Source organism: Kribbella sp. NPDC051137, from assembly GCF_040682535.1.
In the GTDB taxonomy this organism is placed as follows: Bacteria; Actinomycetota; Actinomycetes; order Propionibacteriales; family Kribbellaceae; genus Kribbella; species Kribbella karoonensis.
The window spans coordinates 815,025-838,289 of record NZ_JBFBBI010000005.1 but is presented as its reverse complement, the minus strand read 5'-3'; the positions used below and the strand labels follow the sequence as shown (position 1 = coordinate 838,289).

Annotated in this window: 24 protein-coding genes; 14 read left to right on the top strand and 10 right to left on the bottom strand. The window is 69.9% G+C overall.

Annotated elements, in window-relative coordinates:
• Nucleotides 1-87: 87 nt before the first annotated feature.
• The 6 genes from AB0M51_RS29980 (at nucleotide 88) to AB0M51_RS29955 (ending at nucleotide 6,982) form a co-directional block, all read left to right on the top strand.
• Nucleotides 88-900 carry a TIM barrel protein gene (locus tag AB0M51_RS29980; RefSeq protein ID WP_344189067.1) on the top strand — a complete coding sequence of 271 codons (813 nt, stop codon included), beginning with the start codon at nucleotides 88-90 and terminating at the stop codon, nucleotides 898-900.
• A gap of 18 nt (nucleotides 901-918) precedes the next feature.
• Nucleotides 919-1,803, top strand: coding sequence for a 2-hydroxy-3-oxopropionate reductase (locus AB0M51_RS29975; RefSeq protein WP_344189069.1), 885 nt, complete (start codon nucleotides 919-921; stop codon nucleotides 1,801-1,803).
• Nucleotides 1,803-3,572 carry a glyoxylate carboligase gene (gcl, locus tag AB0M51_RS29970; RefSeq protein WP_344189071.1) on the top strand — a complete coding sequence of 590 codons (1,770 nt, stop codon included), beginning with the start codon at nucleotides 1,803-1,805 and terminating at the stop codon, nucleotides 3,570-3,572. The genes AB0M51_RS29975 and gcl overlap by 1 nt, the downstream gene beginning before the upstream one ends.
• On the top strand, nucleotides 3,572-4,753 hold the full coding sequence (locus AB0M51_RS29965) for a glycerate kinase (protein WP_363751430.1): 1,182 nt from the start codon (nucleotides 3,572-3,574) through the stop codon (nucleotides 4,751-4,753). The genes gcl and AB0M51_RS29965 overlap by 1 nt, the downstream gene beginning before the upstream one ends.
• A 76-nt stretch (nucleotides 4,754-4,829) precedes the next feature.
• Nucleotides 4,830-6,170, top strand: coding sequence for an allantoinase AllB (allB, locus tag AB0M51_RS29960; RefSeq protein WP_344189076.1), 1,341 nt, complete (start codon nucleotides 4,830-4,832; stop codon nucleotides 6,168-6,170).
• Nucleotides 6,167-6,982 carry a bifunctional allantoicase/(S)-ureidoglycine aminohydrolase gene (locus AB0M51_RS29955; protein WP_344189079.1) on the top strand — a complete coding sequence of 272 codons (816 nt, stop codon included), beginning with the start codon at nucleotides 6,167-6,169 and terminating at the stop codon, nucleotides 6,980-6,982. Before allB ends, AB0M51_RS29955 begins: the two co-directional genes overlap by 4 nt.
• On the opposite strand, the gene AB0M51_RS29950 is transcribed toward AB0M51_RS29955, so the two are convergent.
• Nucleotides 6,972-7,511 carry a GNAT family N-acetyltransferase gene (locus AB0M51_RS29950; protein WP_344189081.1) on the bottom strand — a complete coding sequence of 180 codons (540 nt, stop codon included), beginning with the start codon at nucleotides 7,509-7,511 and terminating at the stop codon, nucleotides 6,972-6,974. The two genes, AB0M51_RS29955 and AB0M51_RS29950, sit on opposite strands and share 11 nt — an antisense overlap.
• A gap of 50 nt (nucleotides 7,512-7,561) precedes the next feature.
• Nucleotides 7,562-7,921, bottom strand: coding sequence for a hypothetical protein (locus AB0M51_RS29945; protein WP_344189083.1), 360 nt, complete (start codon nucleotides 7,919-7,921; stop codon nucleotides 7,562-7,564).
• Between the two features lie 18 nt (nucleotides 7,922-7,939).
• On the opposite strand from AB0M51_RS29945, the gene AB0M51_RS29940 reads away from it, so the two are divergent.
• Nucleotides 7,940-8,707 (top strand): SDR family NAD(P)-dependent oxidoreductase, encoded by a 768-nt coding sequence (locus tag AB0M51_RS29940; RefSeq protein ID WP_344189085.1) that lies wholly within the window; start codon nucleotides 7,940-7,942, stop codon nucleotides 8,705-8,707.
• A gap of 466 nt (nucleotides 8,708-9,173) precedes the next feature.
• Nucleotides 9,174-10,832: an ABC transporter ATP-binding protein gene (locus AB0M51_RS29935; protein WP_344189087.1), complete on the top strand. Its 1,659-nt coding sequence runs from the start codon at nucleotides 9,174-9,176 to the stop codon at nucleotides 10,830-10,832.
• 34 nt (nucleotides 10,833-10,866) lie between these two features.
• Here the strand turns inward: AB0M51_RS29935 and AB0M51_RS29930 are convergent, their stop codons facing one another.
• Entirely contained in the window at nucleotides 10,867-11,643 is a 777-nt protein-coding gene (locus AB0M51_RS29930; protein ID WP_344189596.1) for an ABC transporter permease, read from the bottom strand.
• Complete coding sequence (locus AB0M51_RS29925; protein ID WP_363751426.1) at nucleotides 11,643-12,590, bottom strand: ATP-binding cassette domain-containing protein; 948 nt, start codon at nucleotides 12,588-12,590, stop codon at nucleotides 11,643-11,645. The genes AB0M51_RS29930 and AB0M51_RS29925 overlap by 1 nt, the downstream gene beginning before the upstream one ends.
• A 96-nt stretch (nucleotides 12,591-12,686) precedes the next feature.
• Here AB0M51_RS29925 and AB0M51_RS29920 point away from each other — a divergent pair, with 96 nt between their 5' ends.
• A complete protein-coding gene (locus tag AB0M51_RS29920; protein WP_344189089.1) occupies nucleotides 12,687-13,448 on the top strand; it encodes a TetR/AcrR family transcriptional regulator in 762 nt (253 codons plus the stop codon).
• A 14-nt stretch (nucleotides 13,449-13,462) separates the two neighbouring features.
• Here AB0M51_RS29920 and AB0M51_RS29915 read toward each other — a convergent pair whose 3' ends face one another.
• The 5 genes from AB0M51_RS29915 to AB0M51_RS29895 form a co-directional block, all read right to left on the bottom strand.
• On the bottom strand, nucleotides 13,463-14,065 hold the full coding sequence (locus tag AB0M51_RS29915) for an FMN reductase (RefSeq protein WP_344189091.1): 603 nt from the start codon (nucleotides 14,063-14,065) through the stop codon (nucleotides 13,463-13,465).
• Nucleotides 14,062-15,201, bottom strand: a complete 1,140-nt coding sequence (locus AB0M51_RS29910) for an LLM class flavin-dependent oxidoreductase (protein WP_344189093.1) — start codon at nucleotides 15,199-15,201, stop codon at nucleotides 14,062-14,064. Before AB0M51_RS29910 ends, AB0M51_RS29915 begins: the two co-directional genes overlap by 4 nt.
• Nucleotides 15,202-15,319: 118 nt before the next feature.
• On the bottom strand, nucleotides 15,320-15,655 hold the full coding sequence (locus AB0M51_RS29905; RefSeq protein WP_344189095.1) for a tetratricopeptide repeat protein: 336 nt from the start codon (nucleotides 15,653-15,655) through the stop codon (nucleotides 15,320-15,322).
• Nucleotides 15,656-15,703: 48 nt separating this feature from the next.
• Nucleotides 15,704-16,579, bottom strand: coding sequence for an aldo/keto reductase (locus AB0M51_RS29900; RefSeq protein ID WP_344189097.1), 876 nt, complete (start codon nucleotides 16,577-16,579; stop codon nucleotides 15,704-15,706).
• Between the two features lie 75 nt (nucleotides 16,580-16,654).
• A complete protein-coding gene (locus AB0M51_RS29895) occupies nucleotides 16,655-17,494 on the bottom strand; it encodes a helix-turn-helix transcriptional regulator (protein ID WP_344189100.1) in 840 nt (279 codons plus the stop codon).
• Between the two features lie 86 nt (nucleotides 17,495-17,580).
• Between AB0M51_RS29895 and AB0M51_RS29890 the strand changes: the two genes are divergently transcribed.
• The 5 genes from AB0M51_RS29890 (at nucleotide 17,581) to AB0M51_RS29870 (ending at nucleotide 21,800) form a co-directional block, all read left to right on the top strand.
• On the top strand, nucleotides 17,581-18,327 hold the full coding sequence (locus AB0M51_RS29890; protein WP_344189103.1) for an SDR family oxidoreductase: 747 nt from the start codon (nucleotides 17,581-17,583) through the stop codon (nucleotides 18,325-18,327).
• Between the two features lie 71 nt (nucleotides 18,328-18,398).
• Nucleotides 18,399-18,632, top strand: a complete 234-nt coding sequence (locus AB0M51_RS29885; RefSeq protein ID WP_344189105.1) for a hypothetical protein — start codon at nucleotides 18,399-18,401, stop codon at nucleotides 18,630-18,632.
• A gap of 5 nt (nucleotides 18,633-18,637) precedes the next feature.
• The gene (locus AB0M51_RS29880) at nucleotides 18,638-19,120 is read left to right on the top strand and encodes a GNAT family N-acetyltransferase (RefSeq protein ID WP_344189107.1); all 483 of its coding nucleotides are present in this window, start codon (nucleotides 18,638-18,640) and stop codon (nucleotides 19,118-19,120) included.
• Nucleotides 19,121-19,200: 80 nt separating this feature from the next.
• Entirely contained in the window at nucleotides 19,201-20,856 is a 1,656-nt protein-coding gene (locus AB0M51_RS29875) for a hypothetical protein (protein ID WP_344189109.1), read from the top strand.
• Complete coding sequence (locus AB0M51_RS29870; protein WP_344189111.1) at nucleotides 20,853-21,800, top strand: hypothetical protein; 948 nt, start codon at nucleotides 20,853-20,855, stop codon at nucleotides 21,798-21,800. Before AB0M51_RS29875 ends, AB0M51_RS29870 begins: the two co-directional genes overlap by 4 nt.
• On the opposite strand, the gene AB0M51_RS29865 is transcribed toward AB0M51_RS29870, so the two are convergent.
• Nucleotides 21,793-23,238, bottom strand: a complete 1,446-nt coding sequence (locus AB0M51_RS29865; protein ID WP_344189112.1) for a diguanylate cyclase — start codon at nucleotides 23,236-23,238, stop codon at nucleotides 21,793-21,795. The genes AB0M51_RS29870 and AB0M51_RS29865 overlap by 8 nt on opposite strands.
• Nucleotides 23,239-23,265: the final 27 nt, after the last annotated feature.

Genomic DNA, 23,265 nt, shown 5'->3' with positions numbered 1-23,265 from the left:
CGGGCGCTTGACGGCCCGCACCCGTCGACTTATGGTCATTTCGCAGAACAGAATTCAAGTTCCACAATGCGGAAAGTTGGAGACGGGATGAGTCACCAGTTGCGGTACACGGTGAACTGTTCGTTGTTGTTCACCGAGCTGCCCCTGCTCGAGCGGCCCGCGGCTGCCCGGCGGGCCGGGTTCAGCGCGGTGGAGTTCTGGTGGCCGTTCGTCGAGGCTGTCCCCCCGGACCGCCAGGTCGACGCGTTCGTGACCGCGGTCACCGACGCCGGCGTGCAGTTGACCGGCCTGAACTTCTTCGCCGGCGACATGCCCGGCGGCGACCGCGGCCTGGTGTCCTGGCCGAAGCGGTCCGGCGAGTTCCGCGACAACATCGACGTCACGGTCGGCATCGGCGAACGCCTCGGCACCCAGGGCTTCAACGCCCTGTACGGCAACCGGGTGGACGGCGCGACCGAGCAGGAGCAGGACGAGGTCGCGGTCGAGAACCTCGGGCTCGCCGCGCAGGCCGCCGCGCGGATCGGCGCCACCGTCCTGCTCGAGCCGGTCAGCGGCGCACCGCGGTACCCGCTGAAGCTCGCCGCGGACGCGCTCGCCGTGATCGACCGCGTCCAGGCGGCGTACGACGTACCGAACCTCGGGCTGCTCGCGGACCTGTACCACCTCGCGGTCAACGGCGACGACGTCGACCGGGTGATCGCCGAGCACACCGACCGGATCGCACACGTGCAGATCGCCGACCACCCGGGCCGCAACGAGCCCGGCACCGGCACCCTCCCGCTCGACGCCCAGCTCAGCGCCCTGGAGGCGAACGGCTACGCCGGCTGGGTCGGACTCGAGTACAAGCCGTCCACCACCACAGAAGCAAGCTTCGGCTGGCTGCCGTACGAGCGCCGCTGAATCCTCTAGGAGACGAAAATGACGAACATCGCCTTCATCGGCCTCGGCATCATGGGCAACCCGATGGCCGTCCACCTCGCCAACGCGGGCCACTCCGTGACCGGCGTCGACCGCAGTCCGGAGCGCGCCGCCGCACTCGTCGAGGCCGGCGGCCGCGCCGTCGGTTCGATCGCCGAGGCGGTCAAGGGCGCCGACGTGATCTGCGTGATGGTGCCCGACTCGCCGGACGTCCAGGACGTCCTCGAAGGTGAGAACGGCGTCTTCCAGAACGCCGACACCGGAGCGCTGATCATCGACTTCTCGAGCATCCGCCCGGACGTCACGCAGCAGCTCGCCGAGCAGGCCCGCGCACTTGGCTTCCGGCTGCTCGACGCCCCGGTCTCCGGCGGCGAGGCGGGTGCCAAGAACGCCGTGCTCTCGATCATGGTCGGCGGCGAGGCGGACGACTTCGCGCAGGCCAAGCCGGTGTTCGACGCGGTCGGCAAGACCGTCGTCCACGTCGGCCCGAGCGGCTCCGGCCAGACCGTCAAGGCCGCCAACCAGCTGATCGTCGCCGCGAACATCCAGGCGGTCTCCGAGGCCGTCGTCTTCCTGGAGGCGTACGGCGTCGACACCAAGGCGGCCCTCGAGGTACTGGGTGGCGGTCTCGCGGGCTCGACCGTGCTGAACCAGAAGAAGGAGAACATGCTGTCGCGCTCCTTCGAGCCAGGGTTCCGGATCGACCTGCACCACAAGGACATGGGCATCGTCACCGCGGCCGCCCGCGAGGCCGGTGTCGTCGTACCGCTGGGTGCCCTGGTGGCGCAGCTGGTCGCGTCCGCCCGGGCGAACGGCGACGGCAAGCTCGACCACTCCGCGCTGCTCCGCGGCGTGGAGCGGCTGTCCGGGAAGGACGTCAACTGATGACTCGCATGCGGGCGGTGGACGCCGCCGTACTGATCCTCGAGAAGGAAGGCTCGACGCAGGCCTTCGGGCTGCCGGGGGCCGCGATCAACCCGTTCTACAGCGCGATCCGCGCGCACGGCGGGATCAAGCACGTGCTCGCCCGGCACGTCGAGGCCGCGTCGCACATGGCCGAGGGGTACACCCGGGCCCGGGCCGGCAACATCGGCGTCTGCATCGGGACGTCGGGGCCGGCCGGCACCGACATGATCACCGGGCTGTACTCCGCCGCCGCGGACTCGATCCCGATCCTGTGCATCACCGGGCAGGCGCCGGTCGCGAAGCTGCACAAGGAGGACTTCCAGGCCGTCGACATCTCCGCGATCGCCAAGCCGGTCGCGAAGTGGGCGGTCACCGTGATGGAGGCCGCACAGGTCCCGGGCACCTTCCAGAAGGCGTTCCAGGTGATGCGCGAAGGCCGTCCGGGCCCGGTGCTGATCGACCTGCCGATCGACGTCCAACTGACCGAGATCGACTTCGACATCGACACCTACGAACCGCTGCCCGTCTCCCGGCCCGCGGCCACCCGGGCGCAGGCGGAGAAGGTGCTCGACATGCTCGGGGCCGCAGAGCACCCGCTGATCGTCGCGGGCGGCGGCATCATCAACGCCGACGCGGCCGACCTGCTGGTCTCCTTCGCGGAGCTGACCGGTGTTCCCGTCGTACCGACGCTGATGGGCTGGGGTGCGATCGCGGACGACCACCCGTTGAGTGCGGGCATGGTCGGGTTGCAGACCTCGCACCGGTACGGGAACGCGACGCTGCTGGCGTCCGACCTGGTGCTCGGGATCGGCAACCGGTGGGCGAACCGGCACACCGGCGGGCTGGACGTGTACCGCGGTGAGCGCAAGTTCATCCATGTCGACATCGAGCCGACCCAGATCGGGCGGGTGTTCGCGCCCGACTACGGCGTGGTGTCGGACGCCCGGGCCGCGCTCGAGGTGTTCGTCGAGGTCGCCCGCGAGCGGGCCGGGTCGCTGCCGGACCGTACGGCGTGGGCCGCGGAGTGCCGGGAACGTCGTACGACTCTGCAGCGGAAGACGCACTTCGACGCGGTGCCGATCAAGCCGCAGCGGGTGTACGAGGAGATGAACCGCGCCTTCGGGCCGGACGTCCGGTACGTGTCGACGATCGGGCTGTCGCAGATCCAGGCGGCGCAGATGCTGCACGTGTACCGGCCGCGGCACTGGATCAACGCCGGCCAGGCCGGTCCGCTCGGCTGGACCGTGCCGGCGACTCTGGGTGTTGCCACTGCCGATCCCGAGAGCACGGTCGTGGCGCTGTCGGGCGACTACGACTTCCAGTTCCTGATCGAGGAGCTGGCGGTCGGGGCGCAGTTCAACATCCCGTACATCCACGTCGTGGTGAACAACTCGTACCTCGGCCTGATCCGCCAGGCGCAGCGGAACTTCGACATGGACTACTGCGTGCAGCTGTCGTTCGAGAACATCAACAGCCCCGAGGTCGCGGGGTACGGCGTCGACCACGTGAAGGTCGTCGAGGGCCTCGGCTGCAAGGCGCTGCGGGTGTCCGAGCCGGACGGGATCCTGCCGGCTCTCGAGCAGGCGAAGAAGCTGATGGTCGAGCACCGGGTCCCGGTCGTCGTCGAGGTCATCCTGGAGCGGGTCACGAACGTGTCGATGGGGGTCGAGATCGACAACGTGATCGAGTTCGAGGACCTGGCGATCGCGCCCGAGGACGCGCCCACGGCTCTCGCGTTGCTGGACTGATGGGTACGGCGTCGTTCGAGGGGTTCGGCCTCCGGATGGTGGTCGCCTCGGACAAGTTCAAAGGAACGCTGACCAGCGCCGAGGTCGCGGAGGCGGTCGGCGTCGGGGTACAACGAGTCTGCCCCGACGCCACCGTGATCTCGGTACCAGTAGCCGACGGCGGCGACGGCACCCTGTCGGCCGCCGTCGCCGCCGGCTACACCTTGTTCCCCGTCGCCGCCTCCGGCCCCACGGGCGAACCGGTCCGGAGCGGCTACGCCCGCCTGGGCGACACCGCGGTCGTGGAACTCGCCGACGTCTCGGGCCTGGTCCGCCTTCCCGACGACAGGCCCGCTCCCCTCACGGCAACGTCGTACGGCACAGGAGAGGTCATCGCCGCGGCCGTAGACGCCGGCTGCACCCGGATCATCCTCGGTATCGGCGGCAGCGCCTCCACCGACGGGGGCCGAGGCATGATCAGCGCCCTCGCCGGTGAGCCTCACCCGCACTCCGGAAACAATTCGGCGCTGGGCGACGAAAAACTTCCGGAAACCGGGGCGTCTCTTGCAGCACTTCGTGGACGACTCGAAGGCGTACGGGTGGTCGTCGCGTGCGACGTCGACAACCCGCTGACCGGACCCCGGGGCGCGGCGGCTGTCTACGGGCCGCAGAAGGGTGCGACCCCGGAGCAGGTGGTGCGGTTGGATGCCGCCTTGACCGAGTGGGCGGATCTGGTCGCCCGGGAGACGGGGAGGGATCTGCGGGACGTACCGGGCGCGGGCGCCGCCGGTGGGGTCGGGTTCGCGGCGATCGCGCTGCTGGGGGCGGAGCTGAGGCCCGGGATCGACCTGGTGCTGGAGATGGTGCGGTTCGGCGAGAAGGTTGCCGGTGCGGACCTGGTGGTCACCGGCGAAGGTGCTCTCGACGAACAGACCCTGCACGGAAAAGCCGTCGCCGGGGTAGCGGCCGCCGCAGTCGGATCCACCGCTGGAGGTCTTCCAGTGGTTGCCGTTTGCGGCGTGAACAAGCTGGCGCCGGAGCAGCTCAAGGGGATCGGCGTCGCCGCGGCCTACGCGCTCACCGACATCGAACCCGACGTACGGCGGTGTATCGCCGAACCCCGCCCGCTCCTCGAGGCGCTCGGAGAACGGATCGCGGTGGAGCACCTTACGATGACACGAAGAGAGAAAGGCATCGCATGAACGAGCGAAGCGAGTTCATCATCAAGTACAGAACGCTTCGTGCCTCATCCGCGCCCGCAGCGAAGCGAGGACGTGGATGAGTCTTCTGGATCTCGTGATACGAGCCCGTCGGGTCGTGCGTGGCGGAGGCGAGCAGGCGGCAGCCATCGGGGTGCGGGACGGGCGGATCGCCGTGGTCTCGCCGTACGACGCCGAGCTCGACGCCGCGGCCGATCTCCGCCTTGCCGACGACGAGGTACTGCTGCCAGGGCTCGTCGACTCCCACGTGCACGTGAACGACCCGGGCCGCACCGACTGGGAGGGCTTCACCTCCGCGACCAAGGCCGCCGCGGCGGGCGGTGTCACGACGATCGTCGACATGCCGCTGAACAGCATCCCGCCGACCTGCGACGTCCCGGCGCTCACGCTCAAGCGCAAGACCGCCGAGACCCAGGCGTACGTCGACGTCGGCTTCTGGGGCGGCGCGATCCCGGGCAACGTCCCGGACCTGCGCCCCCTGCACGAGGCCGGCGTGTTCGGGTACAAATGCTTCCTGCTGCACTCCGGCGTGGACGAGTTCCCGCCGCTCGACGCGGATCAACTGGCGGCCGCGATGCGCGAGATCGCGAGCTTCGACGGGCTGCTGATCGTGCACGCCGAGGACGCGCACCGAATCGACGAGGCGACCCAGCCCGACGGCGCGAGCTACCGGGCCTTCCTCAACTCCCGCCCCCGAACGGCGGAGAACGAGGCCGTCCAGCATGTCGTCGACCTCGCCCGCGAGACCGGCTGCCGGGTCCACATCCTGCACGTCTCCAGCGCCGAGGTCCTCCCGCTGCTCGCGAAGGCCCGGGCCGACGGCGTCCGGATCAGTGCGGAGACCTGCCCGCACTACCTCAGCTTCGACGCGGAGGACATCCCGGACGGCGCCACGCAGTACAAGTGCTGTCCGCCGATCCGCGAGGCCGCGAACCGCGAGCTGCTCTGGGACGGCCTCCGCGACGGCACCATCGACCAGATCGTGTCCGACCACTCGCCGTCGACGATCGACCTCAAACACCTGGAGACCGGCGACTTCGGCACCGCGTGGGGCGGGATCGCCTCGCTCCAGCTCGGCCTGTCCGCGATCTGGACCGAGGCCCGTCGTCGCGGGTTCACCCTTCCGGACGTGGTCCGCTGGATGGCGGAGGCACCCGCCGACCAGACGGGCCTGCGGACGAAGGGCCGGATCGAGGTCGGGTACGACGCCGACCTGTGCGTGCTCGCCCCGGACGAGACGTTCACCGTCGACGCGCGCCAGCTCCAGCACAAGAACGCCATCACGCCGTACGACGGCCGCACGCTGACCGGTGTCGTCCGGAGCACCTGGCTGCACGGCGTACCCGTCGACCTCGCCGCCGACCCGCGCGGCCGGCTGCTGACCCGAGGAGAACGATGACCTTCTATGCCCCGAAGGGCGGGCTGCCCCCGCAGACCGACCTGACCACCGACCGCGCGGTCTTCACCGAGGCGTACGCCGTACTGCCGCGCGGGACGATGACGGACATCGTCACCAGCAGGCTGCCGTTCTGGGACGACACCCGGTTGTGGGTGATCGCGCGGCCGCTGTCCGGGTTCGCGGAGACGTTCTCGCAGTACATCGTCGAGGTCGCGCCGGGCGGTGGCAGCGACAAGCCGGAGACCGACCCGGCCGCCGAAGCCGTGCTGTTTGTTGTATCGGGCAACATTGTGCTGACGGTCGCGGGCGAGAAGCACACGCTCAGGTCGGGCGGGTACGCCTACCTTCCGCCGGGCGGCGACTGGACCGTGCGGAACACCAGCGACGCGCCGACGACGTTCCACCTGGTGCGGAAGGCGTACGAGCGGGTCGAGGGGATCGACGTACCGCCGGCGCTGGTCACCAACGAGGCGGACGTCGAGGGCCGGGAGATGCCGGACACGAACGGCGCCTGGCAGACCCAGCGGTTCGTGGACCCGGACGACGTACGTCATGACATGCACGTGAACATCGTGACGTTCGAGCCCGGCGGGGTGATCCCGTTCCCGGAGACGCACGTGATGGAGCACGGGCTGTACGTGCTCGAGGGCAAGGCGATCTACCTGCTGAACAAGGACTGGGTCGAGGTCCGGGAGGGCGACTTCATGTGGCTCCGCGCCTTCTGCCCGCAGGCCTGCTACGCCGGAGGGCCGGGGCGTTTCCGGTACCTGCTCTACAAGGACGTGAACCGGCACCCGAAGCTCACGCTGTGACCCGCACCCGGCGCTGAGGGGCGGGCAGGGGGTCGGTGACCAGGCGGGCGTGTCGTTCGACGTCGTACCGGGTGCCGTCGAAGGCGAGGCGTTGGCGTTCGACGCCTTCGGAGAGGAAGCCGGCACCGGCCGCCACCGCGCAGGAGGCCGGGTTGTCGAGTTGGTGGCCCAGCTCGAGGCGGTAGAGCCCGGCCTCGTGGTGGGCCCAGTTCGCGAGCGCGCGGAGGGCGTCCCGCGCGACGCCGTGGCCGCGGACGTCGGCGAGCGTCCAGTACCAGGTCCAGCCGACCCGGTGCCGGTCGATGTTCGTCACCGCCACGCACCCGATCGGGTGGTCGTCGGCGTCCGCCACGGCGTACACGTGCCCGTTGTCCAGATCCGCGACCCGGCCGATCCAGTCGACCGCGGACGCCCGGTCCACGATGCCACCCTGGCTCACCATCGCCGGATCCTCGTGCGCCGCCGCCAGCCGCAACGCGTCACCAGTCCGCCACCGCCGGAGCCCGAGCTCCCCGAGCGCGTATCCCATCCATCGAAAATACCCCCGCCACCGACTCACCATCCCGGCGCACGGCGCGTTCACCCCCACTTCAGCGAGACGCCGCCGCAGACCGCGACCAGCGCGCTGAGCACCTCGACCAGCCGGTCGCCCCGCGGGATCTTCCCGTCGTACGCCCAGTACGTCGTCTCCGGATCATGCCTGGGCGTCAGTCCGTGCCCGGTGTTCAGGCACATGAAGACTGCGATCAGCCCACCGAGCATCAGGCCCAACGGAACCGCTACCACCGACGGTGTGGCGGTCGTCGCGATCACGAGCGCGATCAGGTACCCGACCCCGGTGAAGACCAGGCAGCGCCCGCGGGCGTGTGCGGTCAGCCGGAGCAGCGCGACGCCGACCGGCCATACGACATACGCGGCGACGAGAACAGTACGCGGCACTGGTAGAGGATAGGGCGCATGGGATATCTGGATTTCAGGGATCAGGTTGTGGTGGTGACCGGGGCCAGTAGTGGGATCGGGGCTGCGGCGGCGGTGGGGTTTGCGGAGGCTGGGGCGACGGTCGCGCTGCATTACCACCGGAACGAGGAGGGGGCGAAGCACACCGTCGGGGCGGTGCAGACCGCGGGTGGTACGGCGTCGTTGCACCAGGCGGATCTCGCCGACCCGAAGGCGGCGGACGCGTTCGTCGGCGAGGTGCTCGCGCAGCACGGGCGGATCGACGTACTCGTGAACAACGCCGGCGACCTCGTGCACCGCTCCCCGATCGCCGACGTACCGGACGAGGAGTTCCACCGGATCCTGGACGTCAACCTGACCTCGGTGTTCGCGCTCAGCCGGCGGATCGTGCCGGTGTTCAGGGAGCAGGGCAACGGGTCGATCGTCAACGTCACGTCGATCGCCGGACGGACCGGTGGTGCGGGTGGTTCGGTGGTCTATGCCACGTCGAAGGGTGCCGTCAGTACGTTCACCCGCGGTCTGGCGAAGGAGTTGGCGCCGGACGGGATCCGGGTGAACGCGATCGCGCCGGGCGTGATCAAGACCCCGTTCCACGACCGGCACACCGGTGACGAGCAGATGCAGGCGATGCTGGCGACCATCCCGATGGGCCGCACCGGCACGCCGCACGAATGCGTCGGGACGATCCTGTTCCTCGCCTCCGAGCGGATGGCGTCGTACGTCACGGGCCAGATCATCGAGATCAACGGTGGACAGTTGACCCCGTAGCAACAAAAGACCGCGCTCCGCGCGGGGTACTGGAGGGGCGGCCACCTGACCCCGTAGCAAAAGAGAAAAGCAGCCGCGCTTCGCGCGGGGTGGTGAGGGGGTGGACAGTTGACCCCGTAGCAACAAAAGACCGCGCTTCGCGCGGGGTAGTGGAGGGGCGGCGCGGGTGGTCTAGGTGTTCCAAGGATCTTGCCAGTCAGGGCTGATGGTTTCGCCAGCCTGGCTGGCTAGCTTCGTGGTTGTCGCAAGCAGTTGACCGCGGCAACAACCAACACGAAGGAGAAGGATCATGAGCCTGAAGAAGATCACCCCGCTCCCGAAGAAGCACCGGGCCCCGAAGCCCGGTGCCTGCCACAAGAAGCCGGCCAAGAAGGCGCCGCGCCGCCGGCCGATCGCACGCTAGTCCTTCGACGGTGGGGCCTGCAGTTCGCGCAGGCCCCACCGGCGTGTCCGACGGGAGACGGCGATGACGATCCGGCAGGCGTTCGCGCGGTTCTGGCCGCTGACTCGCGGCGACCGGCGATGGTACGTCCTGGTGTGTTGCTGCGTGATCGCGGCAGCGGTCTGCGAGACGGTCGCGATCCTGCTCTTCGGCAACCTCACCGATCACGCCCTGGAGCAGGGCTCGCTGGCCGCGTTCTGGAGTCCGGCGGGCGCCTGGCTCGGGGTCGCGGTAGTCGGCGCGATCATCGGGTACTTCGGCAATTCGCTCGCATTCTGGAGCGGTGAACGGTTCGTACGGCGACTGCGCGCCCACGTGTTCGGGCATGTGCAGGAGTTGCCGCCGGACTTCTTCCAGCGGTACCGGCGTGGGGATCTGGTCGAGCGACTGAGCGGCGACGTCGAGGCGATCGAGCAACTGGTCGTGTCCTCGACGATCGGCCTGGTCTCGGCGATGTTCCGCGTCGTACTGTTCTCGGCCGCTGCGTTCTGGCTGCGGTGGGACCTCGCGCTGCTCACGTTCGTACTGGCACCGTTGCTGTGGCTGACGGCGAAGGTGTTCTCCGGGCCGATCCGGCGCTTCGCCCGCTCGGAGCGGGTCGCGGACGGCGCGATCACGTCCGTACTGGAGGAGTCGCTCGGGGCGATCGAGCTCACGCAGGCATACAACCGGACCCCGGCCGAAGAGCAGCGGCTGGACCGCGAGGCGGTCGCGTGGATGCGGGCGTCGGTGGGTGGTGCGCGGCGGAGCGAGCTGTACGAACAGGTCGTCGAAGTGCTGGAAACCCTGTGTGTGCTCGGGGTGATCGGGCTCGGCGTGTGGGAGATCTCGCACGGGCGGATGACGCTCGGGGCGCTGCTGTCCTTCGCCGCGTTCCTCGGGTACCTCTACCCGCCGCTGCGCAGCCTCGGCGAACTCAACCTGACCGCGACCGCCGCCACCGCCGCAACCGAGCGGCTGGAGGAGGTCCTGGCGGCCAGGGCGGCGGTGAGCGATCCGGAACACCCGGTCGAACTCGCACAGGTGCACGGGCGGGTCGAGTTCGACCGGGTCAGCTTCCGCTACCGGGGCGCGGACGTGCTGACGGACTTCGACCTGACCGTGGAGCCGGGGGAGTTCGTCGTACTCACCGGTCCCAGCGGGATCGGCAAGTCGACCGTCGCGAAGCTCCTGCTCCGCTTCTACGACCCGGCGGCCGGCCAGATCCGCCTCGACGGTGTACCCCTCCCGGAACTGGGGGTACACCGCCTCCGCGAATCCATCACCCTGCTACCACAACAAACCCACATCCTTCCCGGCACCGTCCGAACCAACCTCACCTACGGCAATCCGAACGCCACCGAGGAGGAGATCGTCGGCGCCGCACAAGCAGCCCAGGCCCACAGCTTCATCACGTCCCTCCCCGACGGTTACGACACTCGTCTCACCCCGACGACCCTCTCGGGCGGCCAGCTGAAGCGCCTGACCCTGGCCAGAGCCCTCCTCCGCAACACCCCCGTCCTGCTGTTGGACGAGCCAACCACCGGCCTCGACCTGCACACCGCCCACCAGCTGATCCAGTCCCTCCCCACCACCCCCACCAAGATCCTCATCACCCACGACCCAACCCTGCTCCAGTACGCCGACCGCGTCGTAGACCTCACCGCGCCGCTGGAACTGCTGACCGCCGCCCGCGGCCTCTGAACTCGTAGGCGGCCCGCTGTGGCCGCCTTCGTGATCAGCGGGACAGGGTGCGGAAGCGGTGGGCGGACAGGGGGAGGAAGATCGCGGTCAGCAGGAGTGGGGCGATGACTGCCGCGAGGCCTGCGTGGGAGCCGATCCAGGTCGTGGTGGTTGAGGGGTCGGGGTTGCCGAACAGGCCGCGGGCTGCGGTGGCTGTGGCAGACAGGGGGTTCCACTGGGCGATCGTGCCCAGCCAGGCCGGCATGGTCGAGGTGGCGACGAAGGTGCTGGACAGGAAGCCGATCGGCCAGACCAGGACCTGTACGACGGTGACGCTCTGGGCGTTCTTGACCGACAGACCGATGAAGATGCCTACCCAGAGGAGCGCGAAGCGCAGCAGCAACAGCAGTCCGAACGCGGCCAGCGCGGACGGCAGCCCCTCGTGCCAGCGCCAGCCCAGGGCGAGCCCGGTCGCGACGAGCACCGCCAGAGTGACGACCGAGTCGAGCAGGTCCGCGATGCACCGCCCGAGCACCACCGCCGCGGAGCTCATCGGCAGCGACCGGAACCGGTCCGTCACCCCCTTCGACACATCCGTGGCGACCGCCGTCATCGTGCCCTCCAGCCCGAAGAGCATCGCCAGCGCGAAGATCCCGGGCACGAGCAGCTCGTAGTACGACGCGTCCGACGCCATCGCTCCGCCGAGCAGACCGCCGAACAGCAACAGCATCAGCACCGGGAAGAACCACGTGAACACCACCAGCCCGGGCTGCATCCGCCAGTGCAGGAAGGTCCGTCGCGCGATCGTCCAGCTGTCCGCGAACACCCACATCACGCCGCCACCTCCGCCCCGGTCAGGTGCAGGAAGACCTCGTCGAGCGTCGGCCGCCGCAACGTGATGTCCTCCGGCTCGATCTTTGCCTCGTGCAACGAGTTCGCCATCACCACCAGCGCCTTCGTCCGATCCCGCACCGGGATGCTGATCCGTACGTCGGTCACCTGCACCTCCCCGTCCGCCAGCGGCGCGGCCAGCTGCACGACCCGCGGTACCTCGGCCGGATCCGCGAGGACCAGCTCCAGCCGGTCCGATCCGAGCTGCGTCTTCAACTCGTCCGGCGTCCCCTCCGCGACCACCTGTCCCGCCTTGAGCATCGAGATCCGGTTCGCCAGCTGATCCGCCTCCTCGAGGTACTGCGTCGTCAGCAACACCGTCGTACCGCCGTCGACCAGTTGCCGTACGGCGTTCCACACCTCGGTCCGTCCGGCGGGGTCCAGGCCCGTCGTCGGCTCGTCCACGAACAGCACCCGCGGCGCCACGATCAGGCTCGCCGCGAGGTCGAGCCGGCGCCGCATGCCGCCGGAGTACTTGCTCACCGCTTGCCCGGCCGCGCCGACCAGTCCGAACCGCTCGAGCAACTCGTCCGCCCGGGCCTTCGCGTTCCGCAGGTGGTTCAGCCGCCCGAACATCACCAGGTTCTGCCTCCCGGTGAGTACCTCGTCCACGGCGGCGTACTGCCCGACGAGCCCGATCCGCCGTCGTACCTCCGCCCCCTGCCGGCGTACGTCGTACCCGGCGATCGTCGCCGTACCGGAATCCATCTCGAGCAGCGTGGACAGGATCCGCACCGCTGTCGTCTTGCCGGCGCCGTTCGGGCCGAGCAGGCCCGTCACGGTGCCGGCCGTGACCTCCAGGTCGAAGCCGTTCAGCCCGGCGCCGTCCGTGCCGCCGCGGTAGTTCTTCCGTACGCCGGCGGCCTCGATCACTCGCTCCGTTGCCATTCCCACCTCTCGCAGTCGTCGAGCCGTAGAGTGTACCGTACATTGTACGGCTCAGGTACGATTCCTCCAACGACGAGCGCTGGAGGAAGGTTCCGAGTGGCGGGAAGAAAGGCGGCGGCGCCCGATCCGGCGCGCAGTCTGGCGCTGCTCTGGGGCAGCCACACCAAGCCCGGCCGGTCCGGCCTGACGGTCCGCGCGATCGTGGACGCGGCGATCGACCTCGCGGACGTCTCCGGGCTGGACGCGCTGTCGATGCGGATGGTCGCCGACCGGCTGAAGGTCGGCACGATGTCGCTCTACACGCACGTCCCCGGCAAGGGCGAGCTGACCGACCTGATGTTTGACCAGGCGTACGGCGACCTGTACGCCGACGCCGAACCGGCCGACCAACCCGGCGGCTGGCGCGGAGCCCTCGAATTCATCGCCCGCCGAAACTGGGACGTGCTCAGCGCCCACCCCTGGATCCACGACGTCCCGACGGTGCGAACGGCGCTGGGCCCGAACATCACCCGCAAGTACGAGATCGAACTCCGCCCGCTGGACGGCCTGGGCCTCACCGACGTGGAGATGGACTCCGCGCTGGCTCTCGTCCTGACGCACGTCCAGGGCACCGCCCGGGCCGGCGCCGAACAACTCCGCACCCAGCGCGACTCCGGCCTCACCGACCAGGAATGGTGGCGCCAGATCTCCCCCACCCTGACCGCGGTCATGTCCAACACCCACTTCCCCCTGGCCGGCCGCGTAGGCACCGCGGTAGGCGAACACTTCCAGTCCGCCCTCGACCCCGCCCACGCCCTAACCTTCGGCCTCACCACCATCCTCGACGGCCTGGCTCAGCTCATCGAAGGTCGCGGTTGAGGATCTCCAGGCCATCACCCGTTGAGTAGGTCCTCGAAGGGGGTTGGGTTGGCGAAGGGGTCTGTGGTGGCGGGGGTTTCGTGGTGGAGGGCGGCGACGAGTTCGCCGGCGGCTTGGGTGATGCGGGGGCGGAGGGTGGCGGCGTTGGGGCCCCAGTCGGTGGAGGCGGCGTAGACGGCGGTGGGGACCGGGAGGGCCTTCAGGTAGGCGAACAGGGGGCGGAGGGCGAACTCGAGGACCAGGGAGTGGCGTTCGGTGCCGCCGGTCGCGGCCAGCAGGACGGGCTTGCCGGCCAGGGCCTTGTCGTCGAGTACGTCGAAGAACATCTTGAACAGGCCGGAGTACGACGCGCTGAAGGTCGGGCTGACCACGATCAGGGCGTCGGCGGACGCGACGGCATCCAGGACCTCGCGCAGCTTGGCGGGCGGGAACCCGGTCAGCAGGTTGTCGGTCAGTTCGTGGGCGTGGTCGCGGACCTCGACCAGCTCGATCCGCGTGCCGATGCCGCGACCGGACAGCTCGTCGCGGACCGCCTCCGCCAGCTGATCGGCGAGCAGCCGGGACGACGACGGCGTCGTCAGCCCGGCCGTCACCACGGCGATCACCTTGTCCGTCATCGGGTCGGCTCCTCGACCGCCGGGACTGCCGGCGGCTCCTCGATCGTCTCCAGTTCGCGCGCCCGCTCGGCGGCGGCCTTCAGCGACGCGTGCGTCGGTGCGTCCGGTACGTGTGTCGGCTTCAGCGCCGCGAACTCCTTCCGCAGCACCGGCACGACCTCCTCACCCAGAATGTCGAGCTGCTCCAGCACGGTCTTCAACGGCAGTCCGGCGTGGTCGATGAGGAACAGCTGCCGCTGGTAGTCCCCGAAGTGCTCGCGGAACGACAGCGTCCGCTCGATCACCTGCTGCGGGCTGCCGACCGTCAACGGCGTCTCCCGGCTGAAGTCCTCCAGCGTCGGCCCGTGCCCGTACACCGGCGCGTTGTCGAAGTACGGCCGGAACTCGCGTACCGCGTCCTGCGAGTTCTTCCGCATGAAGACCTGACCGCCGAGTCCGACAATCGCCTGGTCCGCCGCGCCGTGCCCGTAGTGCTCGAAGCGCTGCCGGTAGAGCTGGATCATCCGCTTGGTGTGCGTGATCGGCCAGAAGATGTTGTTGTGGAAGAACCCGTCACCGTAGTACGCCGCCTGCTCGGCGATCTCGGGCGACCGGATCGACCCGTGCCAGACGAACGGCGGTACGTCGTCCAGCGGCCGGGGCGTGGCGGTGAACCCCTGCAACGGCGTCCGGAACTTGCCCTCCCAGTCGACGACCTCCTCGCGCCAGAGCCGGCGGAGCAGCGCGTAGTTCTCGATCGCGAGCGCGATCCCGTTCCGGATGTCCTGCCCGAACCACGGGTAGACCGGCCCGGTGTTGCCGCGCCCCATCATCAGGTCCACCCGGCCGTCGGCCAGGTGCTGCAGCATCGCGTAGTCCTCGGCGATCTTCACCGGGTCGTTGGTGGTGATCAGGGTCGTCGAGGTGGACAGGACGATCTTCGACGTCTGCGCGGCGACGTACGCCAGCTGCGTCGTCGGCGAGGACGGCACGAACGGCGGGTTGTGGTGCTCACCCTGCGCGAAGACGTCCAGCCCGACCTCCTCGGCCTTGAGCGCGATCCGCACCATCGCCTTGATCCGCTCACCCTCGGACACGGTGGTCCCGGTGGTGGGGTCCTCGGTTACGTCCCCGACGCTGAAAACGCCGAACTGCATCGGTCCTCCTCCAAGATGATTAACTATTAAACTACGAGAACGCGGGGCAGCCGCAACTCATTCCAGACGCACCGAAGGCCCGCGATCAGCGGATCACGGGCCTTCGGCAAGGTACAGCTCAGACGGTATGTGGCTTCAGCAGCTCGTCGTCGCCGGTGAGCGCGGCGGCGATTCGCCGGTGCTTTCCGGCTTCGTCCGGTCGGGACAGCCGTTCCAGGGTGCGAGCCATCATCAGGTGCGCGTAGTACTCGGTGGGCTCGCGTTCGATGACCGCCAGGAGTTGTTCCTCGGCGGGCTTGAGCAGTGCGGCGTGGTAGTACGCCCGCGCCAGCAGCAACCGGGTGCCGACATCCTCAGGGGTCTCGTCGACAACCGGCTGCAGCGCCCGGATCGCGCCGCGGTAGTCACGATCCTCGAAGTACTGCTGTCCGAGTCCGTAACTCAATGCGCGCATGTCTTCCATGCGCCTCTCAACACCCGCGGCGCGGCGAATATGCCCAGGTCAGGCGGCATCCAGTGCGGCGACCTGGTCCGGCGTGAGCCGGAGGTCGACCGCGGCGTACGAGTCGCGGATGGTTTCCGGGCGGCTGGAGCCGGGGATCGGGATGACGTGGGGGGACTTGGCGAGCATCCAGGCGAGGGTGAGGCGTTGGGGTGAGACGCCGAGCTCGGCGGCGAGGGTGTGGAAGGCGGGGTGCTTGGCGCCGAGGTCGCCGGCGCGGGAGATGCCGCCGAGCGGGGACCAGGGGAGGAAGGCGATGCCGAGCTGGTCGCACAGGTCGAGTTCGGGCTCACTGGAGCGGAAGGCGGGCGAGAACTGGTTCTGCACCGACACCAGCCGGCCGCCGAGGATCTCCTGGGCCTGGGTGATCTGCTCCGGGTTCGCGTTCGAGATACCGGCCATCCGGATCTTGCCGGCGTCGAGCAGGTCGCGGATCGCGCCGATCGAGTCCTCGTACGGCGTCTTGGGGTCCGGCCGGTGGAACTGGTACAGCCCGATCGCCTCGACTCCCAGCCGCTTCAGCGACGCCTCGGCCGCCTCGAACAGGTGCTTGGGGGAGCCGTCCTGCGTCCAGCTTCCGTCGCCGGGCCGCAGGTGGCCGCCCTTGGTGGCGACGAGGACGTTCGACGTGTCGCCGCCGTACGACGCCAGCGCCTTGGCGATCAGGGTCTCGTTGTGGCCGTCGTCGGTCGCGGTCAGGTGGTACGCGTCGGCGGTGTCGATCAGCGTGATCCCGGCGTCCAGCGCGGCGTGGATGGTCGCGATCGACCGGGCCTCGTCGGGCCGGCCCTCGATCGACATCGGCATCCCGCCGAGGCCGATCGCGGACACCTCGACGTCACCGATCCGGCGGGTCTTGTTCGTGTCAGCTGCCATGTCTCCAACCTCCCGCGCAGCTGGCGACAATTCCAACAGGAATATCCGCACACAGTGAGCAGTACGAGTGCTTAATCACCCTGGTACGTCGAGCCGCTGGGTGCCGACGACCGACAGCAGCCGGAGCGCCTCCTCCGACGGTGAGCCGGGTGTCGCGGTGTAGATGACCACCTGCTGGTCGCAGTCCGGGATCGCGAGCGCGTCGCAGTTCACCGTCACCAGGCCGACGAGCGGATGCCGGAACGACTTGCACAGCGTCGGCTCGCCCACGATCTCGTGCGCCTCCCACAGCGCGGTGAACTCCGGACTCGCCGACAGGTCGGCGATCAGTTCCCGCAGCTCCGGGTCGTCCGGGTACCGCGCCGCGACCGCCCGCAGGTGATTCACCGCGCTCCGGGCGAAGCGTTCACCGTCGACCACGGAGTACACATGCTTGTCGCCGCCGAGGAAAGCGCGCCGGAGCAGGTTCCGCTCGGCACGGGAGCGGACGGAGAAGTCCTCCATCAGCGCGGCCGCGAGGTGGTTCCAGGCGATCACCTCGCAGTACGCCGAGAGCACGATCGCGGCCGCGTTCGGCAGCCGGTCGAGCAGGTCGAGGATGCTCTGCCGTACCTCCCGCGGCGGCCCGACCGGCCGGACCGGCGGCACGCCCGCGAGGTGGTGCAGGTGGTTGCGCTCGGCATCGTTCAGCCGGAGCGCGCGGGACAGCCCGGCCAGTACTTCCACGGACGGGTGCGGCGCCCGTGCCTGTTCCAGGCGGGTGTAGTACTCCGTGGAGATGTACGCGAGCTGCGCGACCTCCTCCCGGCGGAGTCCCGGCGTACGACGTCTGCGCCCGGCCTGCAGGCCGACGTCCGCAGGGGCGAGCCGCTCGCGCCGACTGCGCAGGAACACCGCAAGCTCCGCCTTGTCCACGTTCTCCAGTCTGCCCCTTCGCCGGGCGTTAGCCAGGTACAACCGATGCCTGGTTACCGCTCCGGCGGTCGCGAAGGCTCGAAGACATGAGCAAACTTCTCGACAACAAGGTCATCTTCATCACCGGCGCCGGACGCGGGATCGGCGCCGCGGCGGCCCGGCTGTTCGTCGCCGAGGGCGCGCAGGTGATGCTCGCCGCCCGTACCGAATCCGAGATCGCGGCCGTCGCCAAGGAACTCGACGCACGGTACGTCGTCTGCGACCTGGCCGACCCGGACGCGATCCGCGCCGCCGTCGACCGCGCCGTGGCGGAGTACGGCCGCCTGGACGCCGCGTTCAACAACGGCGCCGCCGGCCAGCAACCCGGCCCCATGGACGGGCTCACCCCGGCCGAGTTCGACCAGGTGTACGCCGTGAACCTGCGCGGCGTCTGGTCGTCGATGGTCGCCGAGGTCACCGCGATCCGGGCCACCAGCGGCCACGGCAGCATCGTCAACACGTCGAGCGTCGGCAGCTTCGCGGGCAACCCGGCGCTCCCGGCGTACGGCGCGCTGAAACGGGCCGTGAACAGCCTGACGGAGTCCGCCGCGATCACGTACGCGCCCGAGAACATCCGGGTGAACGCGATCGCGCCCGGCACCACGCTGACCGAGATGCTGCAGGACTGGGACCGCGCGCAGCCCGGCGTGATCGACACGCTGATCGCCCGGGCCCCGATCGGCCGCGGCGCCGAACCGGCCGAGGTCGCCGAGGCCGCCGCCTGGCTGCTCAGCGACCGCGCCTCGTACGTCACCGGTGCCGTACTGCGGGTGGACGGCGGGCTCGGCGTGTGAGCTGAGCTACCCGGCGGCGGGCGACGACTTATGTAGGGTGGTTCGAATTGCTCGCGACCCGGGAGTTACCGATGGCCTACGAACCGTGCCGTTACGCGCAGCGCTGGCCGGAGCTGTTCGAACCGCTCGACGACGACCAGAAGCAGCACGTCAGCGACGCGCTGGCGAACAACCGCCTGGAGAACTGGGAGCCGGACCGCAGCGACGTCTCGGACCTCGTCGACCGGGAGCTCGGCCGGATCGACACCGCCGAGTACATCCGCCGGACGCTGTCCAAGGTCCCGGGCGGCGACACGGCAGGATAAGGCGCATGCAGATCGACGAGCGGATCCGCCGCGCGCGGCCGGACGACGTACCGGCGCTGGTGGAGCTGGTGTACGCGCTGGCGGAGTACGAGCGGGCTCCGGAGGAATGCCACCTGACCGAGGAGCAACTGCGCACCGCGCTCTTCGGCGACAACCCGGCCACTTTCTGCCACGTCGCGGAGCACGAGGGTCAGGTCGTCGGCTGCGCGATCTGGTTCCTCAACTTCTCCACCTGGCGCGGTGTCCACGGCATCTACCTGGAGGACCTGTTCGTCCGCCCGGAGACCCGCGGCACCGGTCTCGGCAAGGCCCTCCTCACCGCCCTCGCCCAGGAATGCGTCCGCAACAACTACGAACGCCTCGAATGGTCCGTCCTCAACTGGAACACCCCCGCCATCGACTTCTACAAGTCCCTCGGCGCCCACCCCCAGGACGAATGGACCGTGTACCGCCTGACCGACGAAGCCCTCACGAAGCTCGGTTCGTAAGAGCCGTGTGCCCGACTGCATGTCAATAGGTGCAAAAGGGGGCGCGGGCGTGCCGTAGATCCGACAGGATGGTGCGCCTTATGAGTGGCGAGTTGCGCGAGACCGAGGTGGACGGTGTTCCCGTCTACTGGGTGCCTGGTGAGCGGCGGATGCGCGGAAGTCTGTGGTTCCGGGCCGGGGTGGCGGACGAGGCGTTGCCGCGGCACGGGTGGTTGCACCTGCTCGAGCATCTGGCGTTGCACGGGCGGGACTCGATCCGGGCGCCGATCAACGGGTCGGTCAGCATGCTGCACACGACCTTCGACGTCGAGGGGGAGCCCAACGATGTGGCGGAGTTCCTGCAGCGGCTGTGCGGCTGGCTGAGTGCGCCGGACTTCTCCGACCTCGAACACGAGCGTCGCGTCCTCCGCGCGGAGAGCGCCACCCGGCGCCCCGGTCAGGTCGACCTGCACATGCTCTGGCGGTACGGCGCCCAGGGCCCGGGCCTGGTCGCGTACGACGAGTACGGGCTGCACACCGCGGAGCCGGATCGCCTGCGTGCGCTCGCCGCGGAGGCCTTCGCGCGCGGGAACGCCGTACTGGCGCTGACGGGTCCGCCGCCGGCCGGGCTGCGGCTGCCGTTGAACGACGGCGCGCGATGGTTGGCCCGACCCGCGGTTCCGTGCGAGCAGCCGCTGCCGGCCGGCTTCGCCGGTCCCTCCGGTGGCGTGGCGCTGTCCGGCGCACTGTCCCGCTCGACGGCCGGCCCGTCGCTGGCGCGTGCCTTGCGGCGCGGCCTGGAGACCGGCTTCCGGCACGGTACGGGCGTCGGGTACTCCGCGTGGGCGTCGTACGAACTGGTCGACCCCGACACCGCGATGCTGACCGCGGGAATGGACATCCTGCCCGAGGCCCGGACGACCGTTGTCGGCGAGACGATGGCCGTACTGCGGGGTCTCCGCGACCGCGGCCCCGACCCGACCGATCTCCGGGACGAGCTCGACGAGGAGGTACGGCGGCTGAAGGCCGAACCGGCCGAGACGTGGATGCCGTACCTCGCGGCCCGGGAGGTGCTGCTCGGCCGTCCGGTGCGGGACCGCGACGACCTGATCGCCGAGGCCGCGGGCACCACAGTCGAGGAGGTCCGGCAGGCAGCGCTGTCGATGTGGGGCAACCTGCTGCTGTCGGTCGACCCGGAGACCGTCGTCGATCCGCAGCTGACCTGGCTCGACGGCCCGAAACCGGCCGTGGGCGCGGAGACCGGGCAGCACTTCCGGCCGGCCGGCTGGCCGGTGACCAAAGGCCGGCTCACGGTCGGACGCGACAGCGCCCGGATCAAGACGCCCACCAGCGAGACGTCGGCGACGTTCGACCAGTTGGCGGTCGTGGTCGCGTACCCGGACGGCGGCCGGCACCTGATCCGGCGGGACGGCTACCAGGTGCCGATCGAGCCGGCGCAGTGGAAGAACGGCCGGCAGGCGACGCTGGCCGTCGACGCGGCGACCTCACCGGCGCTCCGGGTGCCGATGCCGGACCGGGACGCCGCCACGATTCCCCGCAGCTCGGTGACCTGGGCGATGAAGGCGGCGTACTGGCTCAAGCGCCCCGAGCTCTGGGTCCTGACGGCGCTGGTGGCCGTGGTGGTCATCGCGCTCGCGACGTCGACGGAGATCGGCGACCTCCTTCCCCGGGCAGTGGGCGTCGGAGTAGCCACCTGCCTGCTGGTCTTCTTCCAACGCCGTAAGGATTCGCGATGAAGTTCGTACGCCGCAAAGCGTCGCCACCCGCGCCGCCCGCCGACCCGTGCCTCGGCGACCCCACTGCTCGCCGGCTGTACGACGCGCTGGCGAACCGCGAGTGGATCGAGGCGCGTGGCCTGCTGGACGCGGCCGAGCACCCGGACGACCGGACGTTCTACCTGGAGGTGTGCGGCGCCGTGCCCGGCGTACAGAATTGGATCGGGCGGCTCGCGGACGAGGATCCGCTGGCGCAGCTCGTTCGGGGCGCCCATGCGGTGCAGTGGGCGTGGGACGCGCGCGGCGGGTACCAGGCGCAGTACACGGCCGAGCAGCGGTTCGAGGTCTTCTTCGAGCGCCTACGGCTCGCGGAGTCCTGCCTGTACGACGTCGTCGGCAAGAACCCGGACGAGGTCTCCGCCTGGGCGTTCCTGGTCCGGACAGCACGCGGTCTGCAGCTGCCGGTGGCCGACGGCGAGTTCCGGTACCGCGAGGCGGTGCAGCGCTTCCCGCAGCACTGGAAGGCGAACTTCGAGCTGCTGCAGACGCTGTGCGCGAAGTGGTTCGGCAGCCACGAGCAGATGCACGGGTTCGCCCGCCACGTCGCGACCCGGGCGCCGGCCGGCAGCATGCTGCACGCGCTGGTTCCGCTCGCGCACCTGGAGACGGCGATCGAGGCCCCGGCGCAGGTCGCGGCGTACATGACGCGGGCCGACGTACGCTCCGACCTGCGCATCGCGGCGAACCATTCGATCTGGCATCCGGAGGCCGAGCTGCGGCCGGGCTCGCCCAACGTGCTCAACGTGTTCGCGATGGCCTTCTCACTGAGCGAGGACCCGGCGGCGGCCGCGCCGGTCTTCCAGCAGCTCGGCAGCAGGCCCACGCCGGTCCCGTGGTCGTACCTCCCGGGTGACTTCGCCGCGAACTTCCGGACCGCCCGCGACCGGGTGCTCGGCGTCAGCTGAGCCGGCGGTTCTTCTTCGCGACGTACATCGCCTGGTCGGCCTCGTGCAGGAGCACGTCGAGGTCGCTGCTGGTGGGCATGATCGGGACCGTGCCGACGCTGGTGGTGACCCGGATGTCGATGCCCGGCAGCGGCCGGCTGACCGCGTCCTCGAGGCGGGCGATGAGGGTGTCGAGGTCGTCGTCGGTGATGTCCTCGGCGAGTACGGCGAACTCGTCGCCGCCGAGCCGCGCCACGGTGTCGCCGTGCCGGACCGCCGTACTGAGCCGGGTGGCGATCTCGCGCAGCGCGTGGTCGCCGGCCTCGTGCCCGTAGCTGTCGTTGACCAGCTTGAAGTGGTTGAGGTCGCAGAACAGCAGCGCACCCGGCCGGCCGGTGAACCGGGTCTGCTCCAGGACCTTCGCGAACCGCTGCTGCAGGAGCCGCCGGTTCGGCAGGCCGGTGAGCGGGTCGTGCGCGGCGTGGTGCCGGAGCTGGCGTTCGGCGTCCTTGCGGGCCGTGACGTCGTCGATCTGCACCAGCAGGATCCGCGGCTGGCCGGCGCCCTGCTCGACCAGCGACGCCGTACCGCCGAGCCAGATCGCGTTGCCGCTCGGCTGCGTGAAAACCCGCTCGAACCGGTACGCACCGTTGCTGGCGGCAACATCCTCGAGCTCGGCCCGGGTCTGCTCCGGCTCGTCGTCGCGCAGGAAGCTGACCAGTCGCATCCCGACCAGCTGATCCGCGGTGTAACCGGTGATCCGGCAGAACGCGTCGTTCACCCGGAGGACCCGGCCCAGGTCCGGCCCGTCGAACGCGATCGTGGCCATCCCGTTGCCGGCGCCCTCGAAGACCAGCCGGAACGTCGCCTCGCTGGCCTCCAGCCGGGTCTTCTCGGCGAGCAGCTGATCGGTCAGCCGGGCCTTGTCGATCGCCACGCCCGCCTGGGTCGCGAAGATCTCCAGCAGCTCCCGGTGGATCGGCCCCGGTCGCCGCTGGTCCTCGGGCAGGTCGACCGAGAGCATCCCGACCAGCTCGCCCTCGGACGAGTACAGCGGCGCGAACAGCGCGTCCAGCGGATGCCACGCGTCCGGCGCGTCGGACACCGGTACGTCCGGCACCCAGCCGGTCACCTCGCCCTCGGGCAGCCGCTCGTGCGGCACGAACCGGAGCTTGCCCCAGACGTCCGCGATCGCGAACTCGGCGTCGAACAGGTCCGCCGCGCTCACCCGGCCGAGGAGCGCGGCCCGGGCCTCGGGGGACCCGGCCACCGCGATCACCTCGAACTTGCCGTCCGGGTAGCGCAGGTTCAGCACCGCGATGCCGAACCCGAGCCCGTCCACGACACCGTCGACGACAGCTTGCAGCGTCTCGGCAAGGCTGCGCCCGGCGCCCATCCGCGCACTCACCTCGTACAGGCGCCGGACGGCGGACAGCCGGACCGCGGGCTCGTTCTGCACCCGTTGAGAATAGGCCGATTTCACCCG